This window comes from Pedobacter sp. MR2016-24, assembly GCF_026239655.1.
Lineage (GTDB): Bacteria > Bacteroidota > Bacteroidia > Sphingobacteriales > Sphingobacteriaceae > Pedobacter.
Map to the genome: position 1 here is coordinate 201688 of NZ_JAPIVO010000004.1, position 19434 is coordinate 221121.

At 36.6% G+C, this 19434-nt stretch carries 13 protein-coding genes; 3 read left to right on the forward strand and 10 right to left on the reverse strand.

Going from position 1 to position 19434, the window contains the following annotated elements; all coding sequences use genetic code 11:
• The 3 genes from OQX62_RS12055 to OQX62_RS12065 form a co-directional block, all read right to left on the reverse strand.
• Nucleotides 1-1203, reverse strand: a complete 1203-nt coding sequence (locus OQX62_RS12055; RefSeq protein ID WP_265831788.1) for a glycosyltransferase — start codon at nucleotides 1201-1203, stop codon at nucleotides 1-3.
• A gap of 283 nt (nucleotides 1204-1486) precedes the next feature.
• Nucleotides 1487-3172: a GMC oxidoreductase gene (locus OQX62_RS12060; RefSeq protein ID WP_265831789.1), complete on the reverse strand. Its 1686-nt coding sequence runs from the start codon at nucleotides 3170-3172 to the stop codon at nucleotides 1487-1489.
• Nucleotides 3173-3175: 3 nt separating this feature from the next.
• A complete protein-coding gene (locus tag OQX62_RS12065; protein ID WP_265831790.1) occupies nucleotides 3176-3751 on the reverse strand; it encodes a gluconate 2-dehydrogenase subunit 3 family protein in 576 nt (191 codons plus the stop codon).
• 253 nt (nucleotides 3752-4004) lie between these two features.
• Here OQX62_RS12065 and OQX62_RS12070 point away from each other — a divergent pair, with 253 nt between their 5' ends.
• Nucleotides 4005-4541 carry a serine acetyltransferase gene (locus OQX62_RS12070; protein WP_265831791.1) on the forward strand — a complete coding sequence of 179 codons (537 nt, stop codon included), beginning with the start codon at nucleotides 4005-4007 and terminating at the stop codon, nucleotides 4539-4541.
• On the opposite strand, the gene OQX62_RS12075 is transcribed toward OQX62_RS12070, so the two are convergent.
• From OQX62_RS12075 to OQX62_RS12085, 3 genes are all read right to left on the reverse strand, one after another.
• The gene (locus OQX62_RS12075; protein WP_265831792.1) at nucleotides 4534-5424 is read right to left on the reverse strand and encodes a glycosyltransferase family 8 protein; all 891 of its coding nucleotides are present in this window, start codon (nucleotides 5422-5424) and stop codon (nucleotides 4534-4536) included. The two genes, OQX62_RS12070 and OQX62_RS12075, sit on opposite strands and share 8 nt — an antisense overlap.
• Nucleotides 5425-5458: 34 nt before the next feature.
• The gene (locus OQX62_RS12080) at nucleotides 5459-6805 is read right to left on the reverse strand and encodes a lipopolysaccharide biosynthesis protein (protein ID WP_265831793.1); all 1347 of its coding nucleotides are present in this window, start codon (nucleotides 6803-6805) and stop codon (nucleotides 5459-5461) included.
• A gap of 224 nt (nucleotides 6806-7029) precedes the next feature.
• Nucleotides 7030-8247: a hypothetical protein gene (locus OQX62_RS12085; RefSeq protein WP_265831794.1), complete on the reverse strand. Its 1218-nt coding sequence runs from the start codon at nucleotides 8245-8247 to the stop codon at nucleotides 7030-7032.
• A gap of 455 nt (nucleotides 8248-8702) precedes the next feature.
• On the opposite strand from OQX62_RS12085, the gene OQX62_RS12090 reads away from it, so the two are divergent.
• Together OQX62_RS12090 and OQX62_RS12095 are read left to right on the forward strand one after the other, a co-directional pair.
• Nucleotides 8703-9614: a glycosyltransferase family 2 protein gene (locus tag OQX62_RS12090; protein WP_265831795.1), complete on the forward strand. Its 912-nt coding sequence runs from the start codon at nucleotides 8703-8705 to the stop codon at nucleotides 9612-9614.
• A 6-nt stretch (nucleotides 9615-9620) separates the two neighbouring features.
• On the forward strand, nucleotides 9621-10787 hold the full coding sequence (locus OQX62_RS12095; RefSeq protein WP_265831796.1) for a glycosyltransferase family 2 protein: 1167 nt from the start codon (nucleotides 9621-9623) through the stop codon (nucleotides 10785-10787).
• A gap of 78 nt (nucleotides 10788-10865) precedes the next feature.
• Here the strand turns inward: OQX62_RS12095 and OQX62_RS12100 are convergent, their stop codons facing one another.
• The 4 genes from OQX62_RS12100 to OQX62_RS12115 all read right to left on the reverse strand — a co-directional run bounded on the left by OQX62_RS12100 (nucleotide 10866) and on the right by OQX62_RS12115 (nucleotide 19433).
• Nucleotides 10866-11711 (reverse strand): sialate O-acetylesterase, encoded by an 846-nt coding sequence (locus OQX62_RS12100; RefSeq protein WP_265831797.1) that lies wholly within the window; start codon nucleotides 11709-11711, stop codon nucleotides 10866-10868.
• A 111-nt stretch (nucleotides 11712-11822) separates the two neighbouring features.
• Nucleotides 11823-14432, reverse strand: a complete 2610-nt coding sequence (locus tag OQX62_RS12105) for a non-ribosomal peptide synthetase (RefSeq protein WP_265831798.1) — start codon at nucleotides 14430-14432, stop codon at nucleotides 11823-11825.
• Nucleotides 14433-14667: 235 nt separating this feature from the next.
• Nucleotides 14668-15393, reverse strand: coding sequence for a 4'-phosphopantetheinyl transferase family protein (locus tag OQX62_RS12110; RefSeq protein ID WP_265831799.1), 726 nt, complete (start codon nucleotides 15391-15393; stop codon nucleotides 14668-14670).
• 2 nt (nucleotides 15394-15395) lie between these two features.
• The gene (locus OQX62_RS12115; protein WP_265831800.1) at nucleotides 15396-19433 is read right to left on the reverse strand and encodes a non-ribosomal peptide synthetase; all 4038 of its coding nucleotides are present in this window, start codon (nucleotides 19431-19433) and stop codon (nucleotides 15396-15398) included.
• Nucleotide 19434: the final 1 nt, after the last annotated feature.

The following is a 19434-nucleotide window of genomic DNA, read 5'->3' on the forward strand; positions in this document are numbered from 1 at the left end:
TTATATAAAATTCTTTATTGCTTTTGTAAGTTCCTTAATACTATTTTCCCATGAATGAGATTGCGCTACTTTTATTCTTTCACTTATTCTTAAGGAAGAATCTTCATTCAATCCTTTCTTAATCTGTTCCAAAAACTCTTCCTTAGTTTCCGCAAGATAGATAATATCTTTAAAAATATCTGCTGCCTGGGTTTTCGTTGCAACAACAGGTTTACCCATTGCGAGATATTCATCGATTTTCCTTGGATAATTTCCTACAGTAACCTCGTTAATCAGTTGAGGATTAATGCATACATCAAATGAATTAATGTACTTTGGCAGCTCATCCGAGGATTTAAGACCGGTAAAAATAACATTTGGAAGACTGTGTAATATGCTGTTATGGAAAAGGTCATCTTCGGGGCCCACCAGGATAATATTATAATTAGGAAGATTCATAGCTATGAATGCTATTAATTCAATATCAAGCCTAATACTATCCAGTGCACCTACATAACCTATCTTCGGTCCCTCTAATGTGCCGATCTCGTCTATACAGTAATTATCAAACTCAGTAGAGAATAATTCGAGGTCGCACCCTTGCCCTATATAGTAGGAGTTTGGATTATATTTTTTACAATATTCTGTAAGATAGGTAGAATTTGCCACACAGACGTCGCTTTCTTTAATAATAAGCGGTTCAACACGTTCGCCATGTTTTTTCCAATAATCTACACCAAGCATATAATCCCTCGAATAATATATGCTAACTACCGGTTTCAATAACTTCCGGAGGTAGAAACTCTTGAACATATCATTGTCATTGAAAAGAATAATATCTTTAAAGCCTAATTCTGAAATGGCTTCTGATATAGACTCAGAAAATAATACATTATTTCTTTTATTTACCCAGTCAAATATTCTGGTAATGCTTATCCAGTTAATAGATTCGATGATAACATTGGGGTATAAAGTCCACAAATCATTGGCAACACTAATCAGCCCCTTTTCTTTTTTATCTATAACATTCCTTCTTTTACTAATTCCCGGACCATTCCGGTTAAACATTAAATTCTTTCTTTCCAATGCTGAATTGACATATAAAACTCTGTTGTTCTTTGCTAACTCAATTGCGATATTTTTGCAATTGCTCCCAATAGACACATCCCAGGGCTGTTGACCTACGATAACAATATCTCGCCCTTTGATGGTTTCCTGTTGCACGTTAATTGAGTAATATGTTTAAGATGTATTGTTCCTATTGTAAAATTTATATACGAAATTGCTTAATACCCCGTTTTTAGTAGTGTGGCTTTTGGGACAAAATGATGAAAAAAATTCACTTATTACCACACCCCAAATTACTAAATATTATCGGTTACGAAAGTAAATCAGGGCCGAAAATTCAAAAATATGTGATTTAAGACATAGCTGTATTTTAATCTTATAAAGCCCTTCGTGTTTCATTTATCCATATCTATCTCATTTCTAATTGATTTAATTAGTTTTATAACGCTCCTGATTTAAGTTTTTGTACTGCGAATTCACATGCCCTTGCAGTTAAAGCCATATAAGTCAAAGATGGATTTTGACATCCGGAAGATGTCATACAACTCCCGTCTGTGATAAATATATTTTTTATTGCATGTAACTGATTATTACCATTTAAAACTGAAGTTTTAGGGTCGGTTCCCATTCTGGCCGTTCCCATTTCATGAACGGTTGCTCCCCCTGGTTTTTTATAGTTAAAAGCATCTATATTATTAAAACCAGCCTTTTCCAACATTTCAGCTGATGTATTTTTGATATCATCCATCATCTTTTCTTCATTTTCCTTAAATGAAAAGTCAATTTTCAATATTGGTAAGCCCCATTGGTCTAATAACGAGCTGTTTTCAGTTACTCTATTATTTTCATATGGCAGACATTCTCCCCATCCTGCCATCCAAACTGTCCATGGACCGGGAACAGTCAGCTGCTTCTTAAAGTCTTTTCCAAACCCTGATATACCGAGCGATTTATCTAGCCATTCCTGTCTTTCTCCATGACCTTGAATATTATATCCGCGACTGAAATTTAATTTTTCTGTTGGATTCAGGTTTCTGTATCTTGGAATAAGAAATCCACAGGGTCTTCTGCCTTTATAATAATTTGTCTGGAAATCATCATGCCTTCCATATGCGCCAGCTGATGAATGATGATCCATCAGATTTCTCCCTACCTGATCACTGTCATTGCCTAGCCCATTAGGGAATCTGGAAGATTTAGAATTTAAAAGAATTCCGGTCGTTGCAATTGTTGATGCATTGAGAAAAACTATTTTTGAATAAAATTCTGATACTTCTTTAGTTATTGCATCAATAATCCTGACACCTTTAGCTTTTTGACTTGTCGCATCAATTAGGATTTCAGAGACAATGGATAAGGGTCTCAAAGTTAAGTTTCCGGTGGCCATTGCGGCTGGAATTGTAGAGCTGTTACTACTAAAATATCCACCAAACGGACAACCCCGACTGCATAGATTTCGGTTCTGGCAGGGGCCGCGATTATCCCATCCTTTAGTTAAATTAGCTACTCTGGCTATAGTGAGAAGTCTGTCGTGATTATGGTCATTAATTGATTTCGCCAGGTGTTCTTCTATGCAATTTAACTCCATCGGTGGTAAAAAATCCCCATCAGGCAACTGGGGCAGATGGTCTCTTCGGCCACTCACGCCAATGAAAGATTCTACATAACTATACCAGGGAGCGATATCGGCATATCGTATTGGCCAGTCAACTGCAATACCTTCCTTTACATTAGCCTCAAAATCGAGATCGCTCAGTCTGTAGCATTGTCTTCCCCAAGTTAACGATCTACCTCCAACCTGATATCCGCGGATCCAGTTGAATGGTTTTGTTTGTTCATACGGATGATCTTTATCCCTAACATAGAAGTGCTTGTCTCCGGGATTGTAAGCTGAACTTTGAATTGGATCAACTTCTCTATCTAGATTCGTGTTGTTAAAGCCGTATTTAAAATCCCATGGATTCAAGGTAGCGGTAGGATAGTTAGTCAGATGTTTAACATCTGGTCCGCGATCAAGTAGTAAAGTTTTGAGTCCTTTCCTACACAATTCCATAGCGGCCCAGCCACCGCTTATTCCTGAACCTACTACAATGGCATCGTAAGTATTCGCTTTTTCTTTGTTCATTATTTACTTGGTTGCCCAGGACTTTTGATTTTTTTGCATCGGTGTACAAGCTTCAAATGATCCGGGAATATAGTCATAGGCCAAGCCTAATGTAGCGCCTGAAAGGGATTGACAATATCCCTCCACAGTTAGATCCCGGAGTTTCGAATAAAATGGTTCACCGAATATTTTTCTATTAATTTTGTTCAGTATTTTTACCGGCAGCTCGCCTCTTTGATTGAAATGCTCAACAACTTCTATCCGGGTCTCAAGAGTACATTTTAAAAATGGCTGATCGAATTTTTTTAAAGCGTAATTTTCAACATCTAGTAGCCCATCATAAAAAGTACGTTGTTGCCTGACAGTATTACATTCTGTTAATACATTTATGATATATTCTTCCACCTTAGCGCTCTTTGCACCAGGAGTTTCTGTTTCGGGGATAATAATGTCCGCTAGTTCTGAAATAAGATCTTTTTTCTTCCAAAAATCCTGAGGTGCCACTTTTGAATTCCTTTCCAGCCAAAAATAGGAAGAGTAGGAGAGAGTACCGAAAGTTCCGAGTGCAAGAAGGCTTTTCAAATATTTTCGTCTATCCACAGATTTGTCAATTTACAGCCTAAATATAGCTATATGATGATAAAATACGTAAAAATTGACAAACCCGCCCAATAATAATCGATTCTTTTCGTTCATTTTATTTTTAGCGTATTTTTGCTTCGGCGAAGGTACTTTCAAATTAGAATTAAGCAATAAAATATTCTTGTTATCAACAGGAATGTAATTGTTTGTCTTTACCATTTAAAAGTACTTATCTTCCAAAATATTCTAAAAATTAACGTATTTAAAATTTATGTCAGGTATCAAAAAGTATGTATTTCAGGATTGGCAGGCGAATGCGGGAAATCCAACAAAGGGAAAGTACATCGTCGTTTTTTATAGATTGGCGCAGCTGATTGTGCGCAGTAAAATCACTAAAATTCTATTTTGCTGGTATTTACTTTGGTACCGTATAACGATAGAATGGTTTATGTGTGTTGAACTTTCATGGAACACGAAAATTGGTCCCAATTTCCAGCTATGGCATGGAAGTGGTCTGGTTATTCATCCCAATACAATTATTGGTTCTAACTGTAGTATCAGACAGTGTACTACAATCGGGGTGAGACAAGGTGCCAACGGAGCCTATGATGGCGCAGCACCTATCATCGGAGATTTTGTAGATATAGGTTGCAACGCTGTAATCATAGGAAACTTGACGATTGGCAATCATGTTTCTCTTGGATCCGGAGCGATAGTTGTAAAGAGTATTGCAGATTATTCAGTTGCTGTGGGTAATCCGGCAAAAGTTATCAAAGTAAATATACCTGAACCGGCTACTCTTATCTAAAGAGGGCAGGAAGTTTTTTGACGAATTTGTTATAAGCTTTTTTTATCATTCTGATGGAATCAGACTGAGGTTTCATACCCGCCCATTTGGTTTGATTCAGGTAATAGAAGAATAGGTCTTTATAGTCTTTATTTAAGTTGTATCCCTGGTAAATTGGTTTAATACCTATAAAGTGTATTAAATATGGGGATTTTATATCGTTTGCAGTATGACAGTTCCAGAGGGGAGATAGTTCGAACCAATTTGCATTGAACACTACGTTAAGGCAATATTGATCTGCAAAATTTAGATAGGCAAAATTGTCCTCAGCACATTTAAAGATTTTTTTAGGAATATCCAGTTCTCTCCACAGCTTAGGTTTTATGATCTGCATTCCAGCATTAAAATATTTACTTTTCGGATCGAAGCCAAGTGCTTTATAATTTAATATTCCTCCCCAGGGAGAATCTACTGTTCCAGCCCTGTCAATAGCTGCAGCAATTGCATAATCGCCAATATCAGTATGCCATAATTTTGATATATCTTCCAATAAGATCATATCCACATCCAGGAAAATGACACGTGTTGCATCTTGAGGAATAAAATAGGGAATGCAGATGCGGACATATACACTCATTGGGAACGTTGTATTGTCCGCAGGCAATTTTAAATCCTTCGGAATAGCCTCGTCCATCGTCATCCAGATTAAATTCAGCTTACCAGTTGTCAGACTGTCTATCAGTTTAGATTTGTTATTTTTTGATATTCCATCAGCCACAATGTAAATGTCAACTTTCTCTCCAGAGACGTGGGTAATTTCTATCGATTTTAATAGTGCTGCGAGCATGGATACAAAATGGTTGTCACATACTGTTACAATTGATATAGTTTCTGAAGTGTTCATCTAGAGGAAGATTGATTTAGTGTTAAGACCGCTATTATTTTTTACTGAAGCTGGATAACGAATTCGAAAGTAATGATTTTAATTCATTATAGCCAAGTTTATAAGTGTCCAAAAATGAAAAACGCTGATATTTCTGGAGTGCAATATTGGATACTATAATGGCTGTTAAAGGAAGGAAGAGGTTGCCTACTACTATTCCATAAACGTTGTGGAAGATGTAAACCCCAGCTACGTCGGCTAATAAATTTACAGCCAGCATCACGATTACTTTAATAAAATTAACCTGTGGCATGTGCACAGCATCTAAAGTTACAGCCATAAACCTGTCGCCCGGAAATAAAAGCGCAAAGATAATACTGATTCTAAAGATATTTACTGCTATTGCTCCTGCTTCAGTTCCTTTATATTGTCCACCACCAATAATGCTCAACGCGAAGGGAGCAAGCAGATAGCCAATTATTATTATCGGTACAAATGCGAAAGTAATCATACCAATATATTTTTTCATGATATAAATCACTTCATCTTTATTGCCGGAATTATAGGCTTTAGATAGAGAAGGCATTGCTGTGGCAACAAAGCTGCGAAGCGGAATTTCAACGATTTCCATAAGCCTTTTACCTAAATTGTAAACTGCAAGTGAAGCCGGACCAAGCAGGAAATTAATAATAAAAGTATCGGTTACTCCAAAAAGGTTGCTACTTATTGAAGTGCCAACAGTATATTTTCCAAAATCAAAAAGCTCTTTTATCGTTTTTGGTGTTTTGCTAAAAAAGTGTTTTATACCTGACCATCCGGCTAAAATACACAGCAAACTGGTAGCTAATGAGGAAATTATATTTGCCATCATTAGATTGTGTAAATTATTGGCTTTAAAGAAGATCAAGAGGCCTAGAAATATAATCAGCAACATTACCTGCGTTACTCTGATATACATGAGCCTGTCAAATCTCAATTCTCCCTGAGTGATACACATGGCAATAATCATGGGTAGCGACATTAAGAGATTTATAGAGAAGTATTTCAAAAAATAATTCAAACTTTCATCAGGAATGTAGCTGAGAAAGAATAATATCGGAATATTAACTAGTATAAAAACAAGCGTTATACCAGATGCGATGTACCAGGTTGAACCAATGACTTCCTTTCCTCTTTCTTCAGATGTGCCAGAATAGAACTTTACGAAAGCCGTAGTAAGAAAACCTTGTCGAAACATGTCCATGAAGGAAAGCAATGTCTGAAAGAAGAACCAAATTCCGAGATCTCTGACACTTAGTGATCTATAAAGTACAGCTGTGAACACAAACGTTAAAACGGACATGCCTCCTGTACCCATTAGAGATAAAAAATGTATATTCTTGAGTTTGGAGGATATCTTCATTAATGGACTTAGTTATTTGCTGTTTGTAAAGTAACTAAAAAGATGTTAATTATTGTTGATAATAAACACTCTTTATTAGATTAAAATGAGGTTTTTATAAGCAAATCAACAAAAAGACATAGTGTGAGGAAGTACTGATTTTTGTAGGGAGGGTTATAAAGGAGATTGAATTAAAAGCAAAAGGAACTAAAATCTGCGTCAGTTCCTTTTGCTTTTATCATTTTTTATTGAGCTCCAACACCCGGAACCAGTGATCTGAATGATGTTAAATCAGATACAGCTTCTGACCAGGTATTTTTATAGATGTTATCGGAATTTTTAGTGATAGGATCTGCAGACATTCTGTTAAGAATGATATTGTCGCTGTCTTCAAAAACAAGGTTGTTGTAAACTTGTATATTTCCAAACATTTCGTAAACATCCAGTAGACGTCCTTCGAAGAATTTTGGCAGGCCTGTATTAAGCTTACCTACAGTATTATTATAAACTTTAGCATCAGCAGGTTTAAAAGTACTGAAAGCTTTAATATATGGAGGAACCTGAAGTTCAAACGCGCCATATCTTGTTGAGTTATAGACTATGTTATTATAAATTTCAACTACTCCCGCTTTTGTGATACTGAATAACCATGCCCTGACCATATTTCCCTGGTGATTTGTACATTTATTGTTGTAAATCTTTCCATTACCTGAGAGATGAAATATGCCGTTATGGTTATTGTTACTTGCATTTACCTTGTCAATAACGTTGTTTGCAATTACATAATCTTCTGCACATGGTAACCATACACCATCGCTTAGATTAGGTGAATTTGTGATTGTACATCCCTTCATCACGAAATTTTTGATTAATCCGGTAAAACCTGAATTGCTTATTCCACCATCAGATGCGAAAAATGTCAGAATGTTATCTGCTTTAATATTCAACAACTGGATATTATTGGAGAAACTAGCCGCTGTTCCATCATATTTATTGTTGATGTGGTTGCTGATTGTGACATCTGTAACATTTGAGATCTGAATATCTTTCAGAATAAGATCATTTGCCTGATTATAAATGTCGACTGCTCTGGTACTTGTGTTCGAAATTGAAAAGCCGCCTAAAGTCAGACCATTCACTGTATTAATGGTAACACCTCCACCAACAATTTTTGCTGCATTTTTTCCGTCAACAGTACAATTCTTAATATTTTCGAATTGAAATCCGGAATAAGTACCAGCAGTAATCTTGAAATTTTTCCCCTCCTGATTTTTTAGAACCAAAATTCCTGAACCTGTTCCTATTGTAACGACAGGTCCGGTTGAAACAGGATCGATGACAGGAGGTATAGTATTTTTTACAGTATCTAATGGTGCAGTAACAATTGTCTCCGTAACTGAAGCAAGTTCTCCTTTTTTACAAGAAACTAATGATCCTATAATAAAGAGATAAAGAATAGTCATTTTAATTTGTTTTATCATTACCATATGCTGCGCTCTTATGAGTGATGTATTTAATTGTTTGTAACAATTGTAATGCAAACATATGTTAATTTATTGGGAATCATGCATGCTGTAAGGATAAAATTCCTCAATATGGGAAATTAATACCCACTTTATATTTTTCCGTACATTTTGAAAAACGTACGAATAAATTATGAGATGTCTTTATTTTGAGTTTATATAGTTTTCAATAGTATATCATAATAGTTATTATAATTGCCATCAAATCCTGATTTGGGTACTGTGAATATTTATAAAAGCATATGTTTCAATAGATTTTCCCGAATTAACGTCCCATACCATGGAACTTTACAAACAATTCGCTTTTGTGTTGCATTTGCCAATGATACAGATAGTTGTAGCAGATTAAAAAAATAAAGATCGATTTCTAAACCAAAGTATTACTTTTATCCCAAATGACGCAAACTTCCATTATATCTGTAAATTTTAATCAGCCCGAAGTGACCTATGATTTTTTGAAGTCAGTTAAGGAGAATACAGCCGGCAATAATATTGAGTTGATTCTTGTTGATAATGGCAGTAAAGTCGACCATAAAGAGGATTTTGAAGCGCTTTACCCGGGACTCATATATATACGATCTGAGGAAAATCTGGGATTTGCAGGTGGAAATAACCTGGCCGTTAAAATTGCAAAAGGAGATACGTTACTTTTTCTGAATAACGACACTGAGATTACTCCTGATCTGGTACAGCAGTTGAATGATGAATTATTGAGTAATCCGGAGATTGGTATCATTTCGCCATTAATATTATACTATGACAATCCTAAAATTATTCAGTATGCCGGATTCACTGAGATGAATTACCTCACAGGTCGAAATGGCAGTATTGGAAGTATGGAAATCAACAGGGGCCAATATAATGATGTTAGCGTGCCAACAGGATTCTGTCATGGTGCTGCTATGATGTGTCGCAGGCAAGATCTCGTTGAAGTGGGATTGATGGATGAATTATTCTTCTTGTACTATGAAGAGCTTGACTGGTGTGAAAAGTTCAGACGAGCTGGTAAGAAGATTTGGTTTACGGGTAAGGCCTCTATTTATCATAAGGAATCAATGAGTGTTGGAAAAGAAAGTGCCATCAAGACTTATTTTATGACCAGGAACAGGATGTTATATATAAGGAGGAACACTAGTCTGGTTAACACATTATTTTTCTCTTTCTTTTTTGTTTTATTAGCTTGTCCCAAGCAAATAATAACTTATATCAAAAAGGGGCGAAGAGATTTAATTAAATGGGTATTCAAGGGAATTTTCTGGAATGTTACGCATGGTAATAATAGTTCAGATTTAGGATTTAAAATTTAAGAGGAGATGATTATACTATTTTGGATCAGCATATTTCTGATCATATATACTTTTGTGGGCTATGGTTTTATATTATTTATACTGGTAAAAATAAAGAGACTTTTTGTGAAACCTTTTGCTTTTATCAACGAGGCTATACTTCCCACCGTAACTATTCTAATTGCTGCATATAATGAAGAGGATATAATTATAGAGAAGGTAGCAAATACGCTCGACTTAAATTACCCTAAAGATAAAATGCAGGTTATTTTTATCACAGATGGTTCTTCTGATTCTACAGCGGAGAAGATAAGACAATTCCCTGATGTAACACTATTACATAAAGATGAACGTGCCGGGAAAATGGCTGCGATTAAGCGTGCTATACCTAATATTACCGGAGCCATTACTATTTTTACAGATGCTAATACTTTTCTGAATAAGGATGCGGTTCTGGAGCTCGTTAAACATTACCAGAATCCAAAGGTAGGAGCTGTGGCAGGAGAAAAGAGGATACTTGTCGAGGAAAGTGCAGATGCAAGTTCTGCCGGTGAAGGTTTTTACTGGAAATATGAGTCTAAACTCAAGAAATGGGATTACGAACTCTATTCGAATGTAGGTGCTGCGGGTGAATTATTTAGCATCAGGACTTCCTTATATCAGCCGGTTGAAAGCGATACAATAATTGACGATCATATGATTGCTATGCGAATTGCTGAAAAAGGTTACATTATTGCTTATGAACCAGATGCCTATGCAATGGAAACTGCGTCAGCCGATGTGAAAGAGGAATTAAAACGCAAAATTAGAATTGCTGCAGGAGGTATCCAATCAATTCTTCGCCTGAAGCAGTCTGCAAATCCTTTCCATAATCCAGTATTTACTTTTCAATACATTAGTCATAGGGTTTTGAGATGGACCATTACTCCTTTTCTGTTAATACTTGTGTTTGTTTTAAATGTTGTAATTGCAGTAGAGACATCTGTATTATTTTATCAGGTACTTCTGTTATTACAACTAATTTTTTATGCCTTAAGTATCACAGGTCTGTATTTTGAACGAAAGAATGTCAGGATAAAGGCGCTGTTCATTCCTTACTATTTTTGTATTATGAATTATGCCGTTGTAGCAGGAATAGTGAGATACTATAAAAAGAACCAAAGTGCTGCATGGGAGAAGTCTAAAAGAAAATAGGATCAAAAAAAGAGCTTTAAATCATGATTTAAGGCTCTCTTTTTTGATCTTGAATTAGGAAAATATTATGGTTAGGTATTATTTGTTTTCCTTGATCTTTTTATACCATTCTAATGCTAGCTTGTCTAATCCTTTTTCAGTAAAATGAACTGCTTCATGCCTGTAATATGCAAGATTGATTGAATCTGTATTAGGTCCATATTTTACATCGTCCATTTCATCAATCACTTCAGTTTGAGCACCTGTGATGTCTGAATCAATTCCTAGTGGATTAGTATTGTCATATGGGAAGTAGCTTGTAACAGACGCAAAGAATGGAGCTGTAAATTGTTTATCTCTGATTACCTTTATAATCGCTTTCAAGTTCTTTTTATATTGTTCCTTAGTTACTTTATCCACGTTGTCAGTTTCGCCCTGATCCCAGAAAATATGGGTTAACGGGATTTTTTGTTCCTGCAAATATTTTAATGTTTCATCTAAAGTTTTTCTACAGTCTCCATCTACCCAGCATTGACTTGATGTTCCGCCAATGGCACAAGGAACAATAAGAACTTTAGTATAAAGACCGCTGTCAATTACCATGTCTGCTAGGCGCGTCCAAACACTGGTTCCTGCTCCATCTGGTCCCAATAAGGGTTCTTTTGCCTGATAAATTTTTCCTTTGTAGAAGTTAAAAATCTTATTTTTATTTTTGCACTCATAACTTCCCAAACCATAATTTCCTGCATTAGATTGTCCGAAAGCCAGACATACCATGATTTTTGGAGAATTGAGTAGGGTGTCTTTATTTTCGATTGCTTTCCTCCCATGCCAATGATTTCTGATAAATTGTGCGTTGATTAGATATTCTCTGTTACGGTTTGCCAGGATTCCCAATAAAGCTCCGACTATTAAAATTACTACGTTTTTTAGGTATTTTTTCATTTTTATATTTAAGGGTGGCTGTGTTTTAAACTTCAATTCTGACTGTAAATATATAACAGGAAAAATGTTATTGCAGAAAAATAGTTTGTAAACCGAATTATTCATAAGAAGTTAATGGGACGAGTCAATTGTACTATGGTCTATTGCTTTTTGTAAAATGCTGGCGAACATCTTATCATTAGGTTTATATAGGAAAGTCCTGTGGTCCCCAGGTACCACAATAACTGAGACCCCTTTTTTTGCAAATTTCTTCCAGCCTAAAGTTATTCTGTCATGCAAAAAATATAATCGTTTCTCAACTCTAAATACAGTGACTTTTATATCTGAGGGTTTCAGTACGTATTCCTTTTGCGCATTTTCATAAGCTTCATAAATAGCTATTTCATCCTTGGTAAGGAAATCAGTATCTACTACATCTTTGTTGTGTTTTTTCTTGAATACCTTTTTGGTGAGCCACGATAATTGATAGGCTATAGTTTCTTTTGGATATTTGATGAACGAACCAGCTAAAAAAGGTAGTTTATTCATTTGCCTTTTTATTTTATTTAGCTTTCCGTCTTTATCTTCACGCGTATGTACATAAGTATCTAATACACCAATAAAATTGATTATTTTATTCATTGCGATGAGCTGTCTGGCCATCTCAAATGCAATGATTCCACCCATGGAATAACCCACAAGGTTATAAGGGCCCTCTGGATTCGATTCCAACATTTCTGAGATGTAAATCTTTGCTATTTCTTCAAAAGAAGAAACTGGTTTTGTTTTTTTATTTAATCCCACAGCCTGTAAACCATAAACTGGTTGTTCTTCATCTAAATATTCAGTTGTAGATTTGAAAAAGATCAGGTTGAGGCCAGCCCCATGAATGATGTACAGAGGTAATTTGGATCCAGTTGTTTTAATCGGAACTAAAGCCTGCCATTTTTCTTCTTTATCAGAGCTTAGTTTTTTAGCTAAGCCTGCAACGGTAGTATTTTCAAACAGCGTAGATAAAGGAAGTCGTCTTCCTGTCTTTCTTTGTATTGCAGCCATTATTTTTACTGCCAGGAGGGAATTACCTCCAAGCTCAAAGAAATCATGTTTGATACTAATCGTATCTATACCAAATATTTCCTCCCAAATTGCTGCAACTATTTTTGTATGTTCATCATAAGGAATATCTTTAGCATCGATGCTGATATTTCTTTGTGGTTTTGGCAATTGTATCTTGTCAATTTTGTAGTTTGGGGTTAAGGGGAACTTATCCAAAGCTATAAAGTCAAGGGGAATCATGTAATCAGGCAGCTTCTTTTGCAGATTGATTCTCCATGTATCCTTCACAGTTTTCGGAGTATCAATGATAGCTGTCTCAGGTACAAGGGTGTGTTTTGCCTGTACAATGTATGCAATAAGATTTATTTCTCCTGAGCTATCTTCTTGTGGAACAACTACAGCTTGTCCAATATCATCTTCCTCGGCCAGCACATTTTCAATTTCTCCTAATTCAATGCGGTGTCCGCGAATCTTCACCTGATGATCAATCCGGCCATGATATTCGATGTTTCCGTTTTCTTCATATCTGCCCAAGTCGCCAGTCTTATATAATTTTGTACCAGGGATATCATTAAATGAATCATTGATAAAACGTTCCTGAGTGAGATCCGGCTGATTAAGGTATCCTGCGGCTACGCCATCTCCGCCTATCAATATCTCTCCTAAACTCCCATAATCGGCGATTTCATTTTGCTCATTTAAGAGATATATTTGTGTGTTATTTATGGGCTTACCTATAGTGATGGTTTTGTCTTCATTTGCTATTTTTTTGATAATAGAATATATAGTAGTCTCAGTAGGACCATACATATTCCATAATTCACCAGAACGAGCTAATAATTTTTTAGCAAGTTCCAATTTTAAGGGTTCTCCTCCGCAGAATATTTTAAGCGGATACTTTTTTTCCCATCCTGAATCCAGCATCATTCTCCATGTTGATGGTGTGCCCTGCATGATCGTGATCTTTTTTTCTTCAATCATGTCAAGTAAAAGCCGTCCATCGCGGGCTGTTTCAAAGTCAGCTATAATTAACTCCGCGCCAGCAATTAACGGGAGAAATAATTCTAATGCGGCAATATCAAAAGAAATGGTAGTAATGGCTAATAAACGGTCATGCTGTGTAATCCCTGGTTCAATTTGTATGCTTTTTAAAAGATTACTGAGATTGCTATGCATAATCTCTACTCCTTTGGGTCTGCCAGTTGAACCAGATGTATATAATATATAGGCAAGATCTGTCCCTTCGATTTCTACCTGACTAAATTCAGTTGTATAGTTGTTAAGCTCAGACCAAATGTTCTCGATGATAATTTCTGTTGCATTCGAATGAAATTTTCCACTATCAGCAGCAAAGACTAATAATTTCTTTGCATTGGAATGACTGAGCATATATTCAATTCTTTCCTGCGGATATTTAGGGTCTATGGGAGTATATACAGCACCTGCCTTGAGCATTCCAAGTATACAGATTAACATCTCAAAAGAACGTTCTACAGCCATGCCAATGATATCACCGGTTTCTATTCCATTAGCAAGCAGATAGTTTGCAAATTGGTTTGCATAATCGTTTAACTGTTTATAGCTAAGATTTTTATCTTTAAAAACGACAGCGTTTTTATTTAAAAACTTCTGGGCTGTATCTTCCAAAAGGATGGGCAGGGCATTGTAAGCTTGGTTTTGTCTCATTAGTTTTGGGAGCATCAGATCTTTTTAGAATTTATGAATTTACTTTACAAATATTCTAACAGGCTCAAAGATAAATAAACAGCCTCTCATATATTGGAAAGGCTATTAATTAAATCAAGAATTTTATTAAAAATTATAGTGAACACGTCATTATCGACGGGATGATCACCAGGCTTCCAAAATGTAGACTAATGAATGTAGCTTTTTCGGAATTCTGATTATCAAACTTCAAAACTTAAAATCCACTATAGAATAAAATATCCGGAGTTACATTCCAATATTTAGGAGGGCGGGACGCATTTTTGGGTATAGCAAGACTAGCTAAATACTGTTCTTCTATTTTAAAGCTTGATACATCAAATAGAACCTGACCGTTCTTATAATCATCTGGAAGCGCTGGCACGTTAATTAAATCTTCTGTAAGCCCTGTTCCTATAGCTTTGAGATAAGCCTCCTTTCTTGTCCACAAAGTAAAAAAATTAATAACCGGGTTTTGACTATCATGAATAAATTTTACCTCTTTTGGTCTAAAACATAAATCTAGTAGAGTGGCAAAGTCGAAAACAGTATTTATCAGTTCAATATCGATACCAATGGGGTAGTCGCTTAAAGCTAAAATTGCATAGTTCCTGGTATGGCTTACGTTAAAGTGAATACCGGAAACTTCAGGTTTGCGTTTCCCCGTATAAGAGTAAGTGATTTCTGAGGCAGGTATCTTTAAAAAGATACTCAAAATTAAACGCAATATGTATTTTCTTACTATATAATTTTCCTTATCAATTGATCGTACAAAACGTTGTGCTTTCTGATATTCTTCGTCAGATAGACATTTTTTTTTTTCTATGCTTTCATAAAAATTGTCAATTTGAATTTTAAATACATGACTGTGCTCAGTAATTTCTAATTGCTGTCCATCATAGGCCTTCCATTCTATAGGCGGGTGCAATAATGTATTTTCCAAGTCTATAAGTGATTTAAAGCAGATTGAATAACCTTAGCAAAACCTTCGTCATTTGGTGGGGAAAGAAAGGTACGATGGTCCCCCGGAACTTCATGGATCTGGACCCCATGTTTAGCATACTTATTCCATCCAAGATACTTAGGGTCATCTAAGTAATATAGTCTTTTGCTGACCCGAAATAGGTGCGTTTGCAAATCAGATGGCTTAAGTACGTAATTTACGTATGCAATATCATAACTGTTTTGTATTTCAAGCTCATAAGGTGAAAAGGGCTCATCTTCTTCTTCAACGTGGTCTGAAATTATTCTTTTCAGCCGGTATTTTGCCATATACATCTGGTAATTAAATGCTTCTCCTGGATTTTTAAGAAACGATTTAAAGAAAAAGGGAGCTTTTCTAAACTGGCGTTTTACCTTAGTTGCCAGTCTACTGACTGCAGAACTGGTGTCAACATTTGTTGCATAAGTATCTATGACCCCCAAAAATTTCACCTCCTTTTTCATCACTTGCAATTGTCTTGCCATTTCAAAAGCAATCTTACCTCCCAGAGAGTATCCGGCAAAGCAGTAAGGTCCCTCAGGATCATTAGCCAGAACCTCCGTTAAATAGGTAGTTGCGATCTCTTCAATCGTGTACAACAGACGTTCGACGGGTCTGTTTAGTCCGATAGCCTGTAAACCATACACTGGCTGGTCATCGTCAAGATATTTAATCATGGATTGGAACAACAAAACGTTTAGTCCGGCTCCATGGATCAGATAGATAGGATCTTTTGTACCTGTTGTTTTGATGGGTACCAGGCAGTTCCATTTTTCCTGTTCGTTTGTCTGTATCTTTTTTGCCAGTTTTTCTATAGTGGCATTCTCAAATAGGGTGGCTACAGGTAAACGTTTGCCCGTAGTTTGCTCTATGGCAGTCATCACCCTTACTGCTAATAAGGAATGACCTCCCAGTTCGAAAAAATCATCACTCTTCCGGATATCGTTCTGTCCAAGTATATTGGACCATATCTTATAAATTATCTCTTCCTGCTGATTAAGTGCACTTTGATCAGTGTTAGATGAAACACTTTGTTTCCATTCTGGTTTTGGTAATGCTTTCTTATCAATTTTATTGTTTGGTGTTAATGGAAAAGCTTCCAATGCAATAAAATGAGCTGGTACCATATAGTCCGGTAGCCGCCGTTTTAAAATAGTTTTCCAGTCATCTGTAGTAGCTTTATGTACTTCAAGTTCAAATCTGGACAAGATAACATATGCCACTAAACGCACATCTCCCGGATGATCTTCGCGGGCGAGCACAATTGCCTGTTTAATACCCTGCAGTTGCGTCAGGGCTGTCTCGATCTCGCCAAGTTCAATTCTGTGCCCTCTTATCTTAACTTGCTGATCCATTCTGCCCTGATACAAAATTTCCCCGTTTTCTAGAAATTTCCCGAGGTCTCCTGTTTTATATAATTTGTTTCCCGTAACAGGTCTGAATGGAGCATCAATAAAACGTTCGTCAGTAAGTTCTTCTCTGTTCAAATAACCGAGAGCGACCCCATCACCTCCGATTAAAATTTCGCCTGTTGTTCCTGGTGCAACTAGTTCATTCTCATTGTTAATGATATAAATCTGTGTGTTTCTTATAGGGCGACCGATGGTGAGTAACTCACCGGCTGTAGTAATTTGTTTAATGGTCGACCATATGGTGGTTTCTGTAGGACCATACATATTCCACAACTCCGTTGTTCTTAATAATAGACTGTCTGCCAGTTCTGATGGTAAGGCCTCTCCACCACACAGTGCCTTAAGCGGATAGGATTTTTGTAATTCATCATTTGGCATAGGTTGCCATCCGGAGTCAATCATCATTCTCCAGGTAGAAGGAGTGGCCTGAAGAAAAGTGATATGATTATCTTCAACGTATTCCCGTAAAAGCCTGCCATCCTTCGCCGTTGCAGCATCACATATGTAGAGCTCTGCACCTGTGATCAGGGGTAAGTAAAGTTCCAGACCGGCAATGTCAAATGAGATAGTGGTAATAGCCAGCAACCGGTCGGTAGATTGTATGCCCGGTTTATCAAGCATGCTCAACAGAAAATTAGTCAGATTTTCATGCATAATCTTAACCCCTTTTGGTTTCCCGGTGGAGCCAGAGGTGTATAGAATATAAGCAAGATCGCTGCCATTGGTACTTACAGACGCAGATGCAGCTGAATATTCCTGAAGCTTAACTGATATTTCCTCAATGATGTGTTCCTGTGCAGCCGATTGAAATTGTCCGGTATAGTCCCGAGATAAAAGTAACAGACTAGCCTGAGCATCTTCAAGCATATATTCTATTCGTTCTTTAGGATATTCCGGATCCAGGGGCACATACACCGCACCTGATTTAAGAATACCTAGTAAAGAAATGACCATTTCTACCGATCTGTCGGATAATAATCCGATAACATCACCCTTTTTTGTTCCGGATGCCTTCAGATAGGCAGCAAATTGGTTAGCACGTGTAACTAAATCTTGGTACGATAGTGATTTGTTTTGATAGACAAGGGCTGTTTTATGAGGCAGTTTGACCGCGACTTTATCAATTAGTACTGTAAAATGAGTGTCCTTTGGATAAGCTTCGAAGGTATGATTCCATTCCTCAATTTTTTTTATCCACACATCTGTACCGGCGGAAGCCAGTTCCTTAATGGTGATGTCCGGGTTGTTCACCATGTCCACCATCAGTTTTTCAAATTCAATTGCTGCGTGTTCGATTGTTTCCTGCTTGAAAAGCTGAGTGTTGTAAGCCCATTCCAGCACGAAATTGGATGCTGATCCGGTAATGTTTAATGATATTTCAAACGTTTCGCAAGCACGCGGATTTGAAATCAGTTGAAAATCAAGACCGTTAAATACAACTGAACTATCCATTCCCATATCGACATTGAATAATACCGGAACCAGGGGGATACGTGAATGATCTCTTTTTATGTCCAGGTTATTGATGAGCTGACCAAAAGTAATTCTTTGATGATCATTGGCATCAAAGAATAGTTTTTTCCTGTTTTTAAGATATGCTGTTACAGAAAGATCAGGATCTACAACAGACTTAATCGGGAGCAGGTTAACACAATGTCCTACCAGGTCATGTTTTTCGGTAGCTGCCTGTCCGGCAGCTGGTAAACCGACCACAATATGTTTATGATTCGTATTTAGATAGATAAAAATTTCATAGGCGGAAAGCAATGTATTCACCAAACTGGAACCGGCTTTTGCACCCATTTTTTTGATCTGACTAATAAGCTCTAGTGAAAAAGCATGATCAATCCTTTTTGATTTGTAGGTTCTGAAGGCTGGTCTTGGATAATCGGTAGCGAAATCAAGTACCGGAATATTATCCTTATATAAATCAAGCCAGTATTTTTCTATCTTCCTGAACTCGTCAGTTTGCTGAAAGTTAATCTGCTCGTCTGCATAATCACTGATTTGCGGAGCCTTTTCCAATGAAGCTGATTTTCCTTCAAGCTTTGCATTGTAAAACTGACTAAGGTCTTTTAGAATCACACCTGTTGACCAACCGTCTGCAATAACGTGATGAAGAATCAGGGTAAAGTAATGTTGCTGTGCGCCAAGTTTATGAATAAAAAACCGGTATAAAGGTCCCTCCTCCAGTTGGAAGGGTCTTTGCATTTCATCAGTAATAAATGCATTCAGTAGTTTTTTCTGATCATTATTTTCAGAAATATCCTGAAATGGAACATCTACAGGTAGTGTTTTATATATAATCAATGTCTCACCATCCCTGCTCACTGTAGCGCGCAGGGCTTCATGCCTCAATACCACCTCCCTGAGTGCAAGGAGAAAATACTCAAGTTTAAAACTTCCATTTAACACCAGGGAAACGGATTCATTGTAGGCAAGATTGGCTTCATCACCTCCCAATGCGCAGGAAAGTAGAATTTCCTTTTGAGGATCATTCGTAAATGCTATCTTCTCTATTTCTTTTCCTTCTTCAAAGGGGTTAAAATCAATTTCACTTAATCCTATCGACTGATCTGATTTAATCATT